This window comes from Corynebacterium sp. UD i78, assembly GCF_056280545.1.
Genome location: NZ_JBWCED010000001.1, coordinates 2,762,850 through 2,778,554, shown reverse-complemented (window position 1 = coordinate 2,778,554; position 15,705 = coordinate 2,762,850). Strand labels below are relative to the sequence as shown.

General features: G+C 65.3%; 15 protein-coding genes. 6 read left to right on the top strand and 9 right to left on the bottom strand.

The features are described from left to right. Positions 1–12 precede the first annotated feature (12 nt). Together ACZ9GM_RS13025 and ACZ9GM_RS13020 are read left to right on the top strand one after the other, a co-directional pair. Positions 13–1,440 carry an aldehyde dehydrogenase family protein gene (locus ACZ9GM_RS13025; RefSeq protein ID WP_476038081.1) on the top strand — a complete coding sequence of 476 codons (1,428 nt, stop codon included), beginning with the start codon at positions 13–15 and terminating at the stop codon, positions 1,438–1,440. Between the two features lie 174 nt (positions 1,441–1,614). Further along, complete coding sequence (locus ACZ9GM_RS13020; RefSeq protein ID WP_476038080.1) at positions 1,615–2,457, top strand: Ltp family lipoprotein; 843 nt, start codon at positions 1,615–1,617, stop codon at positions 2,455–2,457. Here ACZ9GM_RS13020 and ACZ9GM_RS13015 read toward each other — a convergent pair. Beyond that, complete coding sequence (locus ACZ9GM_RS13015; protein WP_291473956.1) at positions 2,454–2,585, bottom strand: hypothetical protein; 132 nt, start codon at positions 2,583–2,585, stop codon at positions 2,454–2,456. The genes ACZ9GM_RS13020 and ACZ9GM_RS13015 overlap by 4 nt on opposite strands. Here ACZ9GM_RS13015 and ACZ9GM_RS13010 point away from each other — a divergent pair, their 5' ends adjacent. Next, positions 2,586–3,146: a hypothetical protein gene (locus ACZ9GM_RS13010; protein WP_476038079.1), complete on the top strand. Its 561-nt coding sequence runs from the start codon at positions 2,586–2,588 to the stop codon at positions 3,144–3,146. Positions 3,147–3,417: 271 nt separating this feature from the next. Further along, positions 3,418–4,746, top strand: a complete 1,329-nt coding sequence (locus ACZ9GM_RS13005) for an SLC13 family permease (RefSeq protein ID WP_476038078.1) — start codon at positions 3,418–3,420, stop codon at positions 4,744–4,746. 3 nt (positions 4,747–4,749) lie between these two features. Here ACZ9GM_RS13005 and ACZ9GM_RS13000 read toward each other — a convergent pair whose 3' ends face one another. Both ACZ9GM_RS13000 and ACZ9GM_RS12995 read right to left on the bottom strand, forming a co-directional pair. Then, on the bottom strand, positions 4,750–5,475 hold the full coding sequence (locus tag ACZ9GM_RS13000) for a Rid family hydrolase (protein WP_476038077.1): 726 nt from the start codon (positions 5,473–5,475) through the stop codon (positions 4,750–4,752). A gap of 52 nt (positions 5,476–5,527) precedes the next feature. Continuing rightward, positions 5,528–7,102, bottom strand: a complete 1,575-nt coding sequence (locus ACZ9GM_RS12995) for a flavin monoamine oxidase family protein (protein WP_476038076.1) — start codon at positions 7,100–7,102, stop codon at positions 5,528–5,530. Positions 7,103–7,502: 400 nt separating this feature from the next. Here ACZ9GM_RS12995 and ACZ9GM_RS12990 point away from each other — a divergent pair, with 400 nt between their 5' ends. Next, positions 7,503–8,069, top strand: a complete 567-nt coding sequence (locus tag ACZ9GM_RS12990; RefSeq protein WP_476038075.1) for a hypothetical protein — start codon at positions 7,503–7,505, stop codon at positions 8,067–8,069. A 125-nt stretch (positions 8,070–8,194) separates the two neighbouring features. Here ACZ9GM_RS12990 and ACZ9GM_RS12985 read toward each other — a convergent pair whose 3' ends face one another. Then, positions 8,195–8,347, bottom strand: a complete 153-nt coding sequence (locus ACZ9GM_RS12985) for a hypothetical protein (protein WP_291473968.1) — start codon at positions 8,345–8,347, stop codon at positions 8,195–8,197. Positions 8,348–8,904: 557 nt separating this feature from the next. Here ACZ9GM_RS12985 and ACZ9GM_RS12980 point away from each other — a divergent pair. Next, on the top strand, positions 8,905–9,354 hold the full coding sequence (locus tag ACZ9GM_RS12980) for a hypothetical protein (RefSeq protein ID WP_476038074.1): 450 nt from the start codon (positions 8,905–8,907) through the stop codon (positions 9,352–9,354). A 262-nt stretch (positions 9,355–9,616) separates the two neighbouring features. Here ACZ9GM_RS12980 and ACZ9GM_RS12975 read toward each other — a convergent pair whose 3' ends face one another. Genes ACZ9GM_RS12975 through ACZ9GM_RS12955 form a run of 5 tightly spaced genes read right to left on the bottom strand, consistent with a single transcriptional unit; the run spans position 9,617 to position 15,704 of the window. Continuing rightward, positions 9,617–10,597 (bottom strand): GNAT family N-acetyltransferase, encoded by a 981-nt coding sequence (locus ACZ9GM_RS12975; RefSeq protein WP_476038073.1) that lies wholly within the window; start codon positions 10,595–10,597, stop codon positions 9,617–9,619. Position 10,598: 1 nt separating this feature from the next. After that, complete coding sequence (locus ACZ9GM_RS12970) at positions 10,599–12,143, bottom strand: APC family permease (RefSeq protein ID WP_476038072.1); 1,545 nt, start codon at positions 12,141–12,143, stop codon at positions 10,599–10,601. Positions 12,144–12,154: 11 nt separating this feature from the next. Beyond that, positions 12,155–13,474: an LLM class flavin-dependent oxidoreductase gene (locus ACZ9GM_RS12965; protein WP_476038071.1), complete on the bottom strand. Its 1,320-nt coding sequence runs from the start codon at positions 13,472–13,474 to the stop codon at positions 12,155–12,157. Between the two features lie 2 nt (positions 13,475–13,476). Then, positions 13,477–14,757 (bottom strand): acyl-CoA dehydrogenase family protein, encoded by a 1,281-nt coding sequence (locus ACZ9GM_RS12960; protein WP_476038070.1) that lies wholly within the window; start codon positions 14,755–14,757, stop codon positions 13,477–13,479. Beyond that, positions 14,754–15,704, bottom strand: a complete 951-nt coding sequence (locus ACZ9GM_RS12955; protein ID WP_476038069.1) for a hypothetical protein — start codon at positions 15,702–15,704, stop codon at positions 14,754–14,756. Before ACZ9GM_RS12955 ends, ACZ9GM_RS12960 begins: the two co-directional genes overlap by 4 nt. Position 15,705 lies beyond the last annotated feature (1 nt).

The window sequence follows — 15,705 nt, the reverse complement described above, 5'->3', positions numbered from 1 at the left end:
CAAGGAGTCATCATGACTGTCCCGACCAACTCCCCCGTCTACCGCACCACCGTCCCCGCCACCGGCGAGGTCACCGCGAACTACAGGCACCTCACCGACGAGGCACTGACCACCGTCCTGGAGGACGCCGCGTCCGCCGCCGCCGTGTGGCGCGCCACCCCGATCGAGGAGCGCGCCAAGGTCGTCACCCGCGTCGCCGAACTGTTCAAGGAGCGTGCCAAGGAACTCGGCGAGCTCGCCACCCTCGAGATGGGTAAGCCGCTGGGTGAATCCGTCGGCGAGGCCGACTTCTCCGGCGACATCTTCGCCTACTACGCCGACAACGGCCCCGCCTTCGCCGCCGACCAGGTGCTCGAGGACACCGAGGAGACGCTGAATGTCGTGCAGCGTCGCCCGGTCGGCGTCCTGCTGGGGATCATGCCGTGGAACTACCCCTTCTACCAGATCGCCCGTTTCGCGGCCCCGAACCTGGTCACCGGCAATGTGATCCTGCTCAAGCACGCCGAGTCCGTGCCCGGCTGCGGCCTGGTCGTCGAGGAGATCGTGCGCCAGGCGCTGCGCGAGGGCGGCTACCCGGAGGCCGTCTACACCAACATCTTCGCCACCCACGAGCAGGTCTCCACCATCATCGAGGACCCCCGCGTGCAGGGTGTCTCCCTCACCGGTTCCGAGCGCGCCGGTGCGGCCATCGCCGCCCAGGCCGGTGCCGCGCTGAAGAAGGCCGTCCTGGAGCTCGGCGGCTCCGACCCGTACGTCATCCTCTCCACCGGCGATGTGAAGGCTGCGGCGGCGACTGCGGTGGCGATCCGCCTGGAGAACACCGGCCAGGCCTGCAACTCCAACAAGCGCATCATCGTCTCCGAGGACATCTACGACGACTTCGTCGCCGAGGCGGTCGAGCTGGTCAGCGCCCTGACCCCGAAGGATCCGGCGCAGATCGAGGACTACACCGCGGAGAAGGCCTTCGGGCCGCTGTCCTCGGAGCGTGCCGCGGAGAACCTGCTCGACCAGCTCGGCCGGGCCGTGGACGCCGGGGCCCGGCTCCGGGTCGGCGGCACCCGGGTCGACGGTGACTTCGCCGGCGGCTTCTACGTCGCCCCGGCCGTGGTCACCGACATCCCGGTCGGCTCCCCCATCTACTACGAGGAGTTCTTCGGCCCGGTCGTGACCGTGTACAAGGTCTCCTCCGACGAGGAGGCGCTGGCACTGGCCAACGACACCCAGTACGGTCTCGGCTCCACCGTGTGGGCTGTCGAGGAAGGACGCGCCGAGAAGTTCGCCGAGGGCCTGGAGGCCGGCATGACCGGTGTGAACCAGTCCGCCCCGGAGACCGAGTCCATGCCCTTCGGTGGCGTGAAGCGCTCCGGTTACGGCCGTGAGCTGGGCCCGCTGGGCATGGACGAGTTCGTGAACAAGCGGCTGTACTCCGTGAAGAAGTAGACCACCACTGCTCGAACGAGGCTTTCGAACGCGAGCTTTCCACGTCCGGACGTCCGCCATGATGTTCCCTGTGCCCGGCGATCGACCGTGCACCCCGGCCCACCGACGCCCACATCGTCGGCGGGCCGGGTCACCTGACCGCGGCACGCCGTCGCGCACACGAGAGAGAACACCATGACCACGACACCTCCCACCGGACCTCAGGACCAGTCGAACCCCTACGGCGCGCCGTACGCTGCCCCGGGGCAGCCGATGCAGCCGACCGCGCAGTTCGCTCAGCCGGGAATGCCCGGCCAGCCGGCGCCGTACGGCGCACCGGCCCCGCAGGAGCCGAAGAAGAAGCCCTTCTACAAGCGCGCCTGGTTCATCATCCTGGCTGTCCTGGTGGTCATCGGCATCATCGCCTCTGCCGCCGGTGGCAGTGATGATGACAAGGACAGCTCGGACGCGGCGTCCTCCAACGACAACACCATCTCCGCTCCGGACGCCGGGGAGCAGGTCGACGCCCCGGTCGCGGACAACGAGGACGCCAGCTCCGACGATTCAGCCGGTTCGGACGACTCTGTCCCTGCCGACTTCCAGTCGGCCCTGCGCAGCGCCCAGCGCTACTCCGACATGATGCACATGTCGAAGGCGGGCCTGTTCGACCAGTTGACCAGCGAGTACGCCGACGAATTCTCCCCCGAGGCCGCCCAGTACGCCGTGGACAACGTCGATGCGGACTGGAACGAGAACGCGCTGAAGAGTGCGGAAAGCTACTCGGAGACGATGCACATGTCCAAGGCCGGCATCTACGACCAGCTGACCAGTGAATACGGTGGGCAGTTCCTGCCCGAGGAGGCCCAGTACGCGGTGGACAACATGGACGCCGACTGGAACAACAATGCACTGGAAAGCGCACGAAGCTACCAGGACACGATGGACATGTCCCCGGAAGGCATCCGCGATCAGCTGACCAGTGAATACGGTGGGCAGTTCACCCAGGAAGAAGCGGACTACGCCATCGCGAACCTCTAATCACCGGTGATGCGCCCGGCTGCGGCGTCCTCCCCGGGTGGCCCGGCGTCGCTGTGGCTCTGGTACAGATGGACCGGACCACGACGGTCGGCGGAGACGACCGACGGAGAGGGAACGGGCAGAGACACATGGCACGACACACGCTGCGGAAACAGTCGGTGGGGACGGCGCTGACACTGTTGACGACCGCGGCCCTGGTACTCACCGCGTGCAGCGGCGGTGACGACAGCGACGGTGCCGGTGCCGGAGAAACCCCGTCGTCCACCGACACCCCCTCCGATGCGGCGCCGGACGACGGCCCCGAAAGCGCGTCCACTGATGCCCCCGGTGACCGGCTCACCGTCACTGCGGCCGGACACGGCCCGGTCGCCGTCACCGCCGACGCCGACAGTGGGGCAGACACCACCACGGTCAGTGGAAAGCTCATCGTAGGCCCCGGTTCCTGCTTCGCACTCAAGGAGATCGGCCACGACGGCCAGGACGCTCCCCGACCGCTCATCCTCCCCGCCGGCAGCGAGGCCGTGACAGGTGATGGTCGACCGTCAGTGACCCTGCCTGGTCAGGACACCACCTACATCGGCACCGACATCACCGTGGACGCCGCCGAAGTTTCCGTGACCGACATCGACGGTTTCCCGGAGCAGTGCTCCCACGCCACAGGCACCACACTGCTTGTCTCGGCGGGCTGAGCCCACAGCACGGTCGACACAGCCGCCAGGTCCCACGACCACCATCGCCCGACCATGGTTTCTTAACCGGTACAGACCCCGCGTCCGGGCGTCCTGCAGGCCAGCACTACGATTTCGGGCAGTCCCCCGACGGCGTCCTCATGAAGCGCACCACCCCGCCCTGAAGACTCCGGTCCCCACCAGGACCCGGCGCCGCCGGCGGCACCCGGCTCTTCAACGCGGCAATCCCGCAGCTCGGCCTCCCCCACGCTCACCCGGGAGTAACTGCACCATGCATGCCCTGACGATCAGCGTCCTCGTCCTGATCTTCCTGCTCGGAACCCTGCGCAACATCAACCTCGGCATCCTCGGCCTCATCGGCGCCTTCCTCGTCGCCCTGGCCGTCCCCGAATTCACCGACGCCGCCGAAGACTCCGGCGATGTCTTCGACCAGGTCTTCGGCGGTTTCCCCGTCGACCTCATGATCGCGCTGATGGGTCTGACCTACCTCTTCGGCTTCGCCCAACAAAACGGCACCATCGACATCATCCTGCGCTGGGCGATGCGCGCGGTGCGCGGCAACCGGGCGGTGATGCCGTGGATCTTCTTCGCGCTGACCGGCTTCTTCATGTCCATCGGCGCGATCTTCGCGATCGGCGTCATCTCCCCGCTGGCTGTCCCGTTCGCCCGCCGCTACCGCATCAACCAGCTGATGATGGGCATGATGGTCGTCCACGGCGGTATGGCCGGCCTGCTCAGCCCGCTGAGTGTCTACGGCATCTACGTCAACGACTTCCTCAAGAACAACGACCTCGGCAGCCACACATGGACACTGTTCCTCATGGCCCTGGTGTTCAACGTCCTCATGGGTGTCATCGTCTTCGTCTTCCTGGGAGGACGCCGCCTCATCGGTGCGCAGGCCCGCGCCGAGATGGCCGAGATCCGGGCTGAGATGGAGGACGCAGCGGACGCCGAAACGACCGAGACGGGATCGGGATCCACCACCGTCGCCACCGCCACGACCCGCGCGGTGACGCCGTACCAGTGGGCGACGATCGTCGGGCTGGCCGCCCTCGTCATCGGGGCCGGGATCTTCGCGCTCGACATCGGCGTGGTGTCGCTGACGATCGGCGGTGTGCTGGCGATCATGAAGCCGGTCGAGTCACGCAAGGCGCTGGACAATGTGTCCTGGGCGACGATTGTGCTGGTCGGCGGCATGGTGACCTACATCGAGGTGCTGCAGGCGGCCGGGACGGTGGACTGGATCTCGGACAAGATGTCCTCGATGGGCGCGCCGATGATCGGTCTGCTGCTGCTCTGCTACCTGTCCGGTGTGGTCTCGGCGCTGGCATCCTCCATCGCCACGATCGGTATCGCGATCACCATGGCCGCCCCGTTCCTGGTCAACGGAGACCTCCCGGTCGCCGGTGCCGCCGCGGCGATCGCCGTCGCAGCGACAGTGGTGGACGTCTCGCCGTTCTCCACGAACGGTGCGATGGTGCTGGCCAACGTGGACGCCGAGCACCGCGACAAGTTCTTCAGGCAGATGCTGGTCTACTCCGGTGTGGTCGTGGCCGTCGGGCCGCTGGCAGCGTGGCTGATGGTGCTGCTGCCGTTCTAGTGACTACTCGTCGGCCGAGTAGGCGTCCACCTCGACCTCGACGAGCCAGCCCTCGACCGCCATGGCCGAGATGCCGAAGGCGAAACGTGTCGGACGGGTCGCATTGATGACCAGCGGATCCGAGGTCTCCTCGGAGGTCCCGCGGGCGAGCTGCTGGGGTTCGCCGCTGCTCAGGTCAGTGTTCGCGAAGTACTGCTTGTACGCCCGGTTCCAGCCGGCGAAGTCCGGCTTCTCGTCACCGTCGCCGACGAGGAAGACGCGCATCGTGGCGACATCCTGGACGTCGAGGCCCTCAGCCTGGAGCTGCTCACGGATTTTGGCGAGGACCTGAAGACCCTGGGCCTCGGTCGGGGTCATGCCGTCCGGGAGCTTCCCGTCAACGAGGAGGGCCGGGTCGACATACGCCAGGGGATCGGTCTCCTCTGCGTCATCATTCAGAGCGTCCGGCCCGATCCCGGCGGTCTTGAACAGCGTGGTGCCCGGCGGGATGCTCACCCCGTCGGCCAGCAGTGCGGTGGGATTCTCCTCGGCGTCGAGACGGCTGTCGAAGGCCAGCTCATCATCGTTTTCTGCGGAAGTTGTCGGGTCCGAACTGTCGTCGTCATCACTGTCGGAGCAGGCTACGGCACCCAGTATCAGCGATCCGGCTACGGCGATGGCGGCGGAACCACGGACAATGCGGGAAGCGAGGCGGGTGGTGCGGAAGGAGGGCAGGGAAGAGCGGTTCATGTGGTCGGCCTTTCAGGGTCGATCGGGAGTGAGTGATTCAGTGTGGTGGTGATCATGCGGTGACGCGCTCGTGGATGGCAGTCACTGCGGCGCGTCCCGACTCGAGGGCGCCCTGCTGCCAGGCGATGGAGTTCGAGAGGTGGTCGCCGGCGAAGTACATCCGGCCGACGGGCTCCAGGGCCTTCTTGTAGGCGGCGGAGTCGTTGCGGGAGTGCGAGCCGCCCTCCCAATCGATCCAGGCGCCCTCCGAGTACTTCGTCTTCATCCAGCTGCCGGAGAAAGAGGAGGAGATGTCCTTGCCGTACACGTCACCGTGGATCTTCTTGCCCAGGTCTACCGCCTTCTTGAGTCGGTCAGCGTGTTTGAGCTTCTCGAACTCGATGTGGTTGTCGGCATTGTTGTAGTACGCGACGACGACACCACGGTCCGAGTTGTAGTGGTCGTAGGGGTACATGATCTGCTCGATGGCGAGGTCCGTGTTGCTCGCACCGCCGTAGATCCGTGCATCCTCCTCCCACCAGCGGCGGGAGTACTCGATGCCCAGTTTTCCGGAGCTGAACGGTTTCGCCGACTTCAGCGCGTTCGCGTTCTCCTTCGGCAGATCCGAGTCGAGCTTGAGGACCAGGTGCGGCGGGAGGGCACAGATGATGTAGTCGGCCTCGACCTTCTGCTCCCTGCCGTTGCGGATGTAAGTTGCCCACGGTTTGGTGGAACTGTCGCCGGTCGAGAAACCGGTGACCTCAGCCCCGTACTTGATGTGGTTCGCACCGATTGCCTCGGCGAACTTGTAGTAGATGCGGTCCATGCCACCGACCGGGCTGAACATCATCATGGCCTGGTCGTGTCCGAACTCGAAGGAGAAGTTGCGTCCGATGCCGGACTGGATGACGTCGCTCATCGCGTTGGCTTTGCGCTGCTCTCCGTAGTCCAGACCCGCTCCGGGGGACGCACCAACGAACCCGGCGCGACTGGAGCCCTCGTACTTCCCGGACGCTGACAGGTCGCCGAAGTCGGACAGGAACTCCGAGAGCGCGTCTTTGTCGTCCTTGGAAAGCTCTTTGTCGAGCGCCCCCTGGTCAACCGCTTTGGTCAACAACTCCGAGACATAACCGTAGGTGTCCGCCTTGGCCTGACGGTAGGTCATGGCGTTGTTGTTCAGTGGCGTCTTACCGTCGTAGTAGACCAGGGAGTCCGCGTTCTGGTTGCCGAACGCGAGCAGTTCGACGCCCAGCTCACGGCAGTAGTCGATGGTGATGTGATGCTGGGGAATGCGGGTGGCGCCGACGTTGTAGAAGTGTCCGGGAGAGAACTCACAGGTCTGAGTCTCTCCGTCCAGATCAGTCTCACTCACGCCCTGGCGGGCAGTCCACACGCGACCACCGGGGCGCTTTCGTGCCTCGAGGATCTCGACCTTATAGCCCCCCTTCTGCAGCTCATAGGCACTGACCAGACCTGCCGGACCACCACCGAGAACGAGAACCTTAGGCGCGCTGCCACTGACCCGGTCAATCAGGTGCCCCGGGCGGATAGGTGTGAAAGCCTTCCGTGCCAGGTCTGCGTCTGCCACAGCGGGCGCCATGCCGAGAGTGGACAGTGCCCCGTAAGCGGCACCGGTGCCGGCAAGCATGCCGAACCTGGTGAGGAAGGATCGCCGTGTGAGGGTATACCGTTCCAAGATCTTCTCCTTGGTTGAAAGATGTCTGAGCGACTCTCATCCTGCAGTCGGTCAGTTTCCCGTCCGTGAACCCTCAGTAAAAGGTATTTCCTATTCGGAAGCGCCTGTGTTTCCGGCATGTACGCCACGCAGCTCAGGGGCTCTGCGTCGGTGATCCCCAACCCTTCCAGCAGCACCCCCTCTGACAGTCGTCAGCCCGAACATGCTTATCGACCTGCCCATCAGGAAGGAATCGGACCCCCACCACCCCCGTTCGAGACGTCCGCGTCCGTCGCAGCGATAGTGTCAGCGACGGACATGAGGACCGGCGCGACACCACGCGTAGCAGGTGTCCCGGAGAGACGGAGAGACCATGAACGACCAGCAACGACCCGAGAACCCGTTCCGGGTGACGCAGCCGACGCCACCGTCCGCTGCTCCGGCGTCGATGTCGAACATGGCGCCGAGAGCGGCGTCCCCCGCGATGCCGGCGGCACCTGCCCAGGAGAAGAAGCAGGGGAAGGGCGGCACGGTCGTGCTGTGGCTCTGTGCCGCTTTCGGCGCGTACATGACGGTCTTCAGTGCCTTCGATGCCCGCTATTCGGTGGTCTACGCTCTGGGCGGGGTGCTGCTCGGTCTGGCCATCACCCTCGGGTTCGGCTGGCCGCTGTACTGCCGCAGCCGGGACAGGAAAGCCCTCGCGGCGTGGGAGAAGGACCAGTCGGAGACCAGGGAGCTGTCCGCCCTGCTCACCAGCGAGGACGCCGCGATCGCGCAGGCGCTGGCTCCCCGACCCCGGCCTGAACCGATGCCCCGGAACTGGAAGAAAGTCGGTACTGCGGTGGCGATCATCACCGTGCTGGGCGGCGTCCTGATCAGCGCGGGGGACGCCGAGTACAAGGAGAACAACCCGGATGCCGTGACCTCGACGGAGGGCTGAGCCCGTTCCGGACCCCTCCCGCGCGCAAGCGACCCCCGCACCATGGCTGGTGCGGGGGTCGTTGTGCGTTCTGCAGGTGTTCCCGGGGCGGGCGCCTGTCCCGGGACCCGTGCCTGGCTCTCTGCCTAGGAGCCGAGGATGCTGCTGCCGCTGACCGGGGCCTTCGGGGCCGGGGCGGAGGGTGCGTGCTGCTCGACGAACTGGCGGGCCTGCTCCGGGAGCTCCTGGGCGTGCTGACCGAACTGGTGGAACGGCTCGAGGAAGTTGTTGATGTCCATGGTGATGTCCTTTCGGTGGTGGTCGCTGTCCTGCGACCGTCAAGCGGTAGGGGATCTGAGTCGAACTCACCGGGCACCACTGCTGTGCCCGATGACGATCAATCTACGAACCGGTTCTGGGACGGCGATGGGACCCCGCTCCGGGGTACCGCAGCGTTGCCTGGTATCCACGGGACGGTGACCGGGGGTTACCCTCCAGGGGACGCGGTGTGGGCCGGCACCGGGCTGGCAGAAAAGCTGGTCGGAGGTTTCGAACGAGTGGTTCGAACGGCGGGGTCCGCTGTCCGCCCCGTCCGTAGTCTCCTCTTCTGCCACTCCCTCACGTGGACCGACACCGACTGCTCCACGCGAGCACTGACACGAGGAGAACCCCCACCATGAGCACGCCTGACCGGACGCCGGAGCAGCCGGAACCGGACACCCGGCAGGGCCCGCAGAACCAGCTGGTGAATGAGGGATGGGGCACAACTGCCCCGGGGAATCCGTTCACGGAGGGTGCCCGGACCGTCCCGTGGTTCCGGCGTCCTGGGACACTTATCGGAAGTGCGACGGTGGCGGTGGTCGTCATCGTCGGCCTAGTGATTGCGCTGGTCGTGACTATGAATGACGGGTCAACTGAGACAGCCACGCCGACGACGGCACCAGCGGTCACCACAACCGTAGCCCCGTCCCAGGTGAACTCCGACTACACCGCAGAGACGGATGCGATGTTCCTCGGGACCGTGAATCCGGTACTCCGTCTGTACGCCAGTGACGATGACCTCTTCATTGCCGGAGCCGCCGTCTGCATGATCCCGACATTTGGAACCAGTGAGACAGGGAAGTTGGCAATCATAACCACTGCTCAGCAGATCGCAAAGTGGAAGGGCCTCGACATTCCGACCACTGAAGGATCATCAGTCTCCATGCCGCAGTCACTCGCTGACGATGCCGCAGAACTCGTTGTTGCCGCTGAGGCCGCCTACTGCCCCGGTGAAGTAAACGACGGCTCCAGTGACCTGCTGTGATCAGGTTACTTCGCAACCATGACCGCAGCGCACGATCACGCTGCACCTCGACAAGAATCCCCAGCGGAGTGCCATCCTCCGCGAGTCGAGCTTGTTGAGGAGACTATCCGGGTGGGCAATAATGCTCCCCGGTTCACCTCCCCACTACCAGCAATAGACTGGGCCTCTCCCGTGGACGCTGCTGGCGCAAAGACAGCGCAGATCATCAGGTTGACCTTCGGTGATCGGATGTTCGAAGTGAGGCAATGAACTATCACTTGCATCAGGTGGCCCCAGAAAGCCTGTACGCCGCATGGTAGCCGACTGTGCGGTAACCCAGGGACTCGTACAGGTGACGGGCATTACTCGAGTTCTCCACGTCCACTCCGAGGCTGGCGGTGTTCAATCCGGCATCGAGGGCCGCCGCCCAGACTAAATGCAGCAACGTCGCTGCCACACCTTTCCTGCGGTGCGAACGGGACACGCCGATGTACTCCGTGTGCGCCGTCACCCGCTCCCCCTCCACCGCCACCGACCGCGACCTGGCACCGAGCACGTAGCCGACGAGCTCGCCGGAGGCAGCGTCGAGCGCGGCGCCACTGAATTCGGCGGCGAACTCGAGGCCACCCAGGAAGTGCTCCCAGTCGGCCTCTGACTTCGACAGATGGCCCCAGTGTTCCTCGAAGGTCAGGTACTGCAACTTCCGCACATCCTCGGTCCGGCCACTATCCACCACCTGTTCCCAGTCGAGGATCTGCAGCCCCGTGCGGTGGGCAGCCTGATCCAACTCCTTCCGCAGCGCAGATGCCGTTTCTCCGATCAGCCGGTGCTCGACTGCGAATCTCCGCTCCAGGGAGAAACCGGCGTCCCGCAGCGCCTCCTCCAGCGGACCGTTGTCTGCATCAATGACGACAACGAGACTGTCCGAGCCAGTCCCGGGGGCGTGCACGGGCACCCGCGCGACGAGGTCTCGCACGGCACTGGCCGCGATTCCCGGAGAGACACCGGCGTCCACGACAATTTCCGCATGTAGCTCACTCGGGGCAGCGGAAGGCGCAGCGTAGAGCAAGGTCCATCCCTGGGTCTGTCCGTCCCCATCAGTCACGATGTGGACCTCCCCGGGCAATGCGTCGGCGATCCTGTCGGCGACTGTCCGCTCGTCCGCAGGCCAGAGTCTCGAGAGGAGGCCGGGACGGGACGACGCCAGATCCGCAATCTGGCCGGCGGCTGCGGATACGTCAGTGTTGTGCGCTGTCGTGCTCATCTCATTCACTCCTTGTTCGGACACGATCACCGGTTTCTCCTGCGACCCTGGATTCCCCTATCAGACCCAGGTCGGTCAGCCGTTCCCTTTCAGCGTCGCTGAGAGTCTGCGTCGTACCGATCCGCATCGCAATCTCGGGCCGGCGGACCTTCAGGTAGAGGTATCTGGCTAGCCCCACGGCAAGAACAGCGAGGTAGACGAAGGGCAGCACATTGTAGGGCCACTCCGGAGACGGGATGAAGTTGCTGATGATCACATACCCCAGGGCAATCAGCGCAGCGCCGGAGACCAGCATATGGACGGGCCGCAGGGCCCGGATCCGGCGTAGCCACAGCGGCGTCGCCAGCACGGTCAATAGATACGAGCCGAGGAATCCCCAGTTCGTCACGTAGCCGCCGTAGACGTCGAAAAACAGCCGACCGACCGAACTCACCGACGCAAGCACCCCGAAGACCAACGCGAGCAGTCCGATGAACAGAACCGCGTTGACCGGGGTCCGACGAACAGGGTCAACCCGGGCGAACACCGCCGGGAGCGCGCCTTCGCGGGCGAATGTGTAGAGGCTGCGCGACGCGGAGTTTGTCACGGCCGATACAAAGACGACCATCGCGACAGTCACCGCCGCGGCGACGACCACGTTGATCCACGACAGTCCGGCACTGTCGGCGACCTGAGGCAGCACCGCGGTATCGACATCGAGGTCGTCGAAGTGCAGCACCTGTGGGTAGGTCGAGAAAAGGTAGAGCACACCCAGGATGAGAACCACCCTGATCAGCGACCGCGAAATGTTGCGGTGCGCGTCACGGACCTCGTCACCCAGCGAGGCCACGGATTCGAACCCGGCGTAGGCTCCGACCGCGGTCACCGCGGCGACAAGAGTGGAGCTGTCCCCCAGATGGGACAGTGAGAACTGTTCGGTGTCCACTCCCCCGTCACCGGTGAGGTAGGCGGCCACGATGACCACCAGGATGACCGCCAGCGAAGCGGACTCGAAGATCAACTCGAAACGCGCCGTGAACGAGGTCCCCCGCAACGGCGAGTAGATGGCCGCCGCAACCACGAGCAGCACCAGCAGCAGCCGGAACCAGGTCTGCTCGGATCCCAGCCCGATCTGGTCCAGGAAGGCGTTGAGGTAGAGGACCGCCCCCAGTGTTCCTGTGACGCTGAAGCCGATGTATCCGAACAGCAGGCTCCACCCCGAGACGAATGCCGCACCGGGACCCAATCCGTTACCGGTGTACGTGCCGAGGGACCCTGAACTGACTGTGCGTCGTGCCTGGAAGGCGATGGTCGTGGCCAGCAGAACCGCAATAAACAAGCCGAGGACCGCTGCCCAGAATGCTCCTTTACCTGCGGCAACGTACAGGCCGACGGGCACCGATGCCAACGCCACGCTGGGTGCCGAAGCCGCCACCCCCTGGGCGAAGGCGCCGAGTCCGCCGACTGCACCGGAATCGAGGGCATCTGGAGTCAGTGCCTGGCCGAACGAGGCCTCCCGCCCCGACTGGGCGCCCACTGTCGATGTGTTGACCGAGTTCTTCGTCATGTGAGGCTCCTTCACTGCTCAGCGAACGTCGGGATGCCTCGCGGCGCACCGAGGTTTCCCCGCAAAGTGGTCTGTTCGTACTCATGGCGATATAGACCTCGCCGGGTGAGCAGCGGCACCACCTCGTCCGCGATGATTTCGAGCTGGTCAATCAAAATGTCCGGCTGCAGGTTGAATCCGTCGACGAGACCGCGGCGGTACCAGTCCTCGATGTGGTCGACGAGTTGCTCCGGTGTCCCCACGAAGCCACCGTGCCCGGAGCCGCTGTAGCGGGTCTGCCGCAGGTACTCACGGACCGTGGGCTGCGTCCGTCGAATCTGGGCGAGAATGGACTGTCGGAACCCGATACTCCCCGCAAAGTTTTCCGGCACCGGCGATGACAGAATGTCCTCCGGGAACCCGTCGTCCAGGTCAAGACCGGAGACATCCACTCCAATGGCGTGGCTCAACCATCCCGCGGCGTAGGCAGGCGGACTGGTGTCGTAGAGATGGTCGATCCTCCGACGGGCCTCTTCCTCGGTGGATCCGAGGGTCAGCAGCAACCCGGGGAGTATCTTCACGTCCTCCGATTGTCGACCGGCCCGCTGAGCACCGTCTTTGACTGTTGCGTAGTGTTCCGCGGCACTGTCCGGCGTGATTTCCGCGGAAAACACGGCGTCGGCGAACCGGGAGGCTATCTCGCGGCCGGCAGCGGATCCGCCCGCCTGGACGATGACAGGGCTTGTCTGGTCAGACACCGGTGCATCGACGGTGTCGTGGAAGCTGAAGTGGTCACCGTCGTAGTCGACCTGGCGCCCGGACCCTGCGGCCGCCCATATCGCGGTGACCAGTTCGGCGAACTCGGCACCCCGGGCATAGCGGTCGGAACGGCCCGTCACGTCATCAAGACCGAAGTTTGCGGCGGACGCCCTGTCCCTCGTGGTGACGAGATTCCATCCCGCCCGTCCCCCGGAGACGTGATCGAGGGTGAGAATGCGACGCGCAAGATCGACCGGATCATTGAACGTCGTGGATGCCGTAGCCACCAGGCCGATGTGCTCAGTGGCCGCGGCCACCGTCGCGAGGATTGACGTGGGATCGAGGCGAATAGGGTTGGCGTCGTAGGAGGGGTTACCAAGTGCCAGGCCGTCGGCGAGGAAGAACGCGTCGAGCCGTGCCTTCTCCGCCATACGCCCGATCCGCTGCCAGTAGGACCTAGACTGGAAATCGTTGTCCCCGAGCAGCGGAGACTGCCACGCTGACGGGACGTATCCGTACACCAGCGCATTGAGGCCGAGGATGACGTGACCGTCCCGGTCCGGTGCGACCGAGGTGTGGGTTCCGGTGGACATCACTACACCCCCTGTCCCTGGTCGGAACCGAACGGGGAATCGCCCTGCGGCGCCGCACCGTTGACGAAGTAGTCGCCGAGGATGCGTTCCTTGAAGGCGCGGGGATTGTGGGAAGAGAGGGTGCGGGCGTTGCGCCAGTGCCGGTCGAGGGCGGACCGCCGGTAGGTCGCAGATGCCCCCAGCGCATCGAAGATCCGGGAGGTGACGTCCAGGGCAGACTCCACGACGACCGACTGCGCCTGGTGGGTCTGCACCGTCGCCTCACGGAACGCCTCGGCGGTCGGAGTCCCGGCGGCCGCGACGTCACCACCGGCCGCAAGCAGTGCAGCAAGGTGATCGAGCGTGCGGGTCTGGACGTCAAGCGCGGAGCCCGCCTGGTAGACCTGCGTCGACAGCTGGCCCACTTTCTCCTGGAGGACCGGGTCATCTGCCGGCTTGTCGGCAATGCCGAGCGGGTAGTTGCGCCGCCGTGCCCGCAGATTTTCCACACCGTCCCGGAAGGCTGCCCGGGTGATGCCGACGAGTACGGCAAGAATCGCAGTCTGATAGAAGATTCCCTGGTACACGTAACGGTCGCGGGCAGGGAACAGTCCGTACTCATCAGCGACGGCGTCGCGGTATGTCGCTGACCCGCTGGCGGTCGTCTGCTGACCAAAGCCCGGCCAGTCGTCGGGGACCTCGACGCCGTCCTGGCCCCGACGGACCAGCGCGGTGTACAGCTCCCCCTGTTCGTTGCGTCCGATCACGTCGAGCCAGTCAGCGTACAGACTGCCGGTCGCGTAGAACTTGTCTCCACTGACAGTGGTCACTCCATCAACTGTGCGGATCTCCGTACCCACCTTGTCGAAGCTGGCGGTCGAGGCCTCGGTCCACCCGCCGCCGACGAAATCACCGTCGCGGAAGCGCTGCAGCCACACCGCTGTCGCCTCACTGTCCGGGTCATTGAGCCTGTCCTCGACGAAGGCCAGATGATTGCGAAAGACGTGGGCGACATTCGGGTCAGCCTCGGCGAGCTCGACGAGCAGCGCGAATGTCTGGTTGAGTGTCGCTGCATCACCACCATATTCGACAGGGATCCGGATCCTCGAGAATCCGGCGTCGATGAGTTCCCGGACCTGCTTGTAGGGGAACACCCGGGCGTTCTCTCTCGCGACGTTCCCCTCGGCGATGTCGCGGAACACGGGTCGGTACCGTGCGGTGAGTTCGTCCCAGTCCGCACCGCCCGCAACGGGGTCGGCGGCCAGTGAACCGGTGAGGTTGGCAGGTGCAGTGGATGTGGTCATCGGTTTTCTCCTTCAGTGGTGGTCAGATCGGCAGTGCCGTCCGGAAGGGTCAGTGGACGCGGTGCGGGAAATGCCGCCGCGCCGACAGGTTCGACAAAGGTAGGCATCGGAAGTCCCAGAACCTCACGCGCCGTGGCGTCTGGGCCCTGCAGGGAAGCGGTATGTGCCGGGTCTGACGTGACCGCAATCTCCTCGAGCGTTGTCAGGAGTTCCGCAAGTGACTCAGCCGGGTCATCGCCTCCGCGGCCGGCGCTACGCAGGACGAACCCGGCCGCCCCTGCGTCACGGACGTCCTGCAGCGAGCCTGGCACGTCGCCTGGCCCCACGGCGGCCAACCAGTGGACCTCTTCCGCGAAGGGAATGCCTGACCATTCAGAGGCAGCATCGAGAACGATGAGGTCGGAGCTGGAAGGTGCTCGGGCGACATCATCGACCGAGTTCGCGGACCAGAGGAGGACCGGACTGCCCTGCAACGACGAAGGGACACTGAGCGGTCCCGCCACACCGGAATGGTCGACCCTCCGTATCTGGTCAGCCTCCACGAGAATTCCGGTGTCCCGGTCGGCGACGACCGACTCCCGGGGCCAGCTGTGCCACAGCCGGACGAGAGTCTCGGCGAAGGTCTGGGGGTCTGTTCCGGCGTCCCTGCCGGTGAGCAGGACACCACCGCGTCCCCCTGAGAGCTGGTCCGCGGAAAGAACCTGCCGGGCGAGGTTGTAGGGCAGATCGGTGCCTGTGTCACCGGAGGCGAACACCGGCGGTGATTCGGCACCAGCGAGGAAGGTGGCGAGCACTCCAGGGTCAAGTACTCGCGTCGGACCCGAATCACCGAGACCGATGATGGTGAACGCTGGCGCTAACTGTTTCCAACGCCCGGTGGACTGCGGATCGGACGCCAGTTCTTGTGCCTCGGCAGTTGTCAGGCCGAGTGCGATCATCAATGTCATT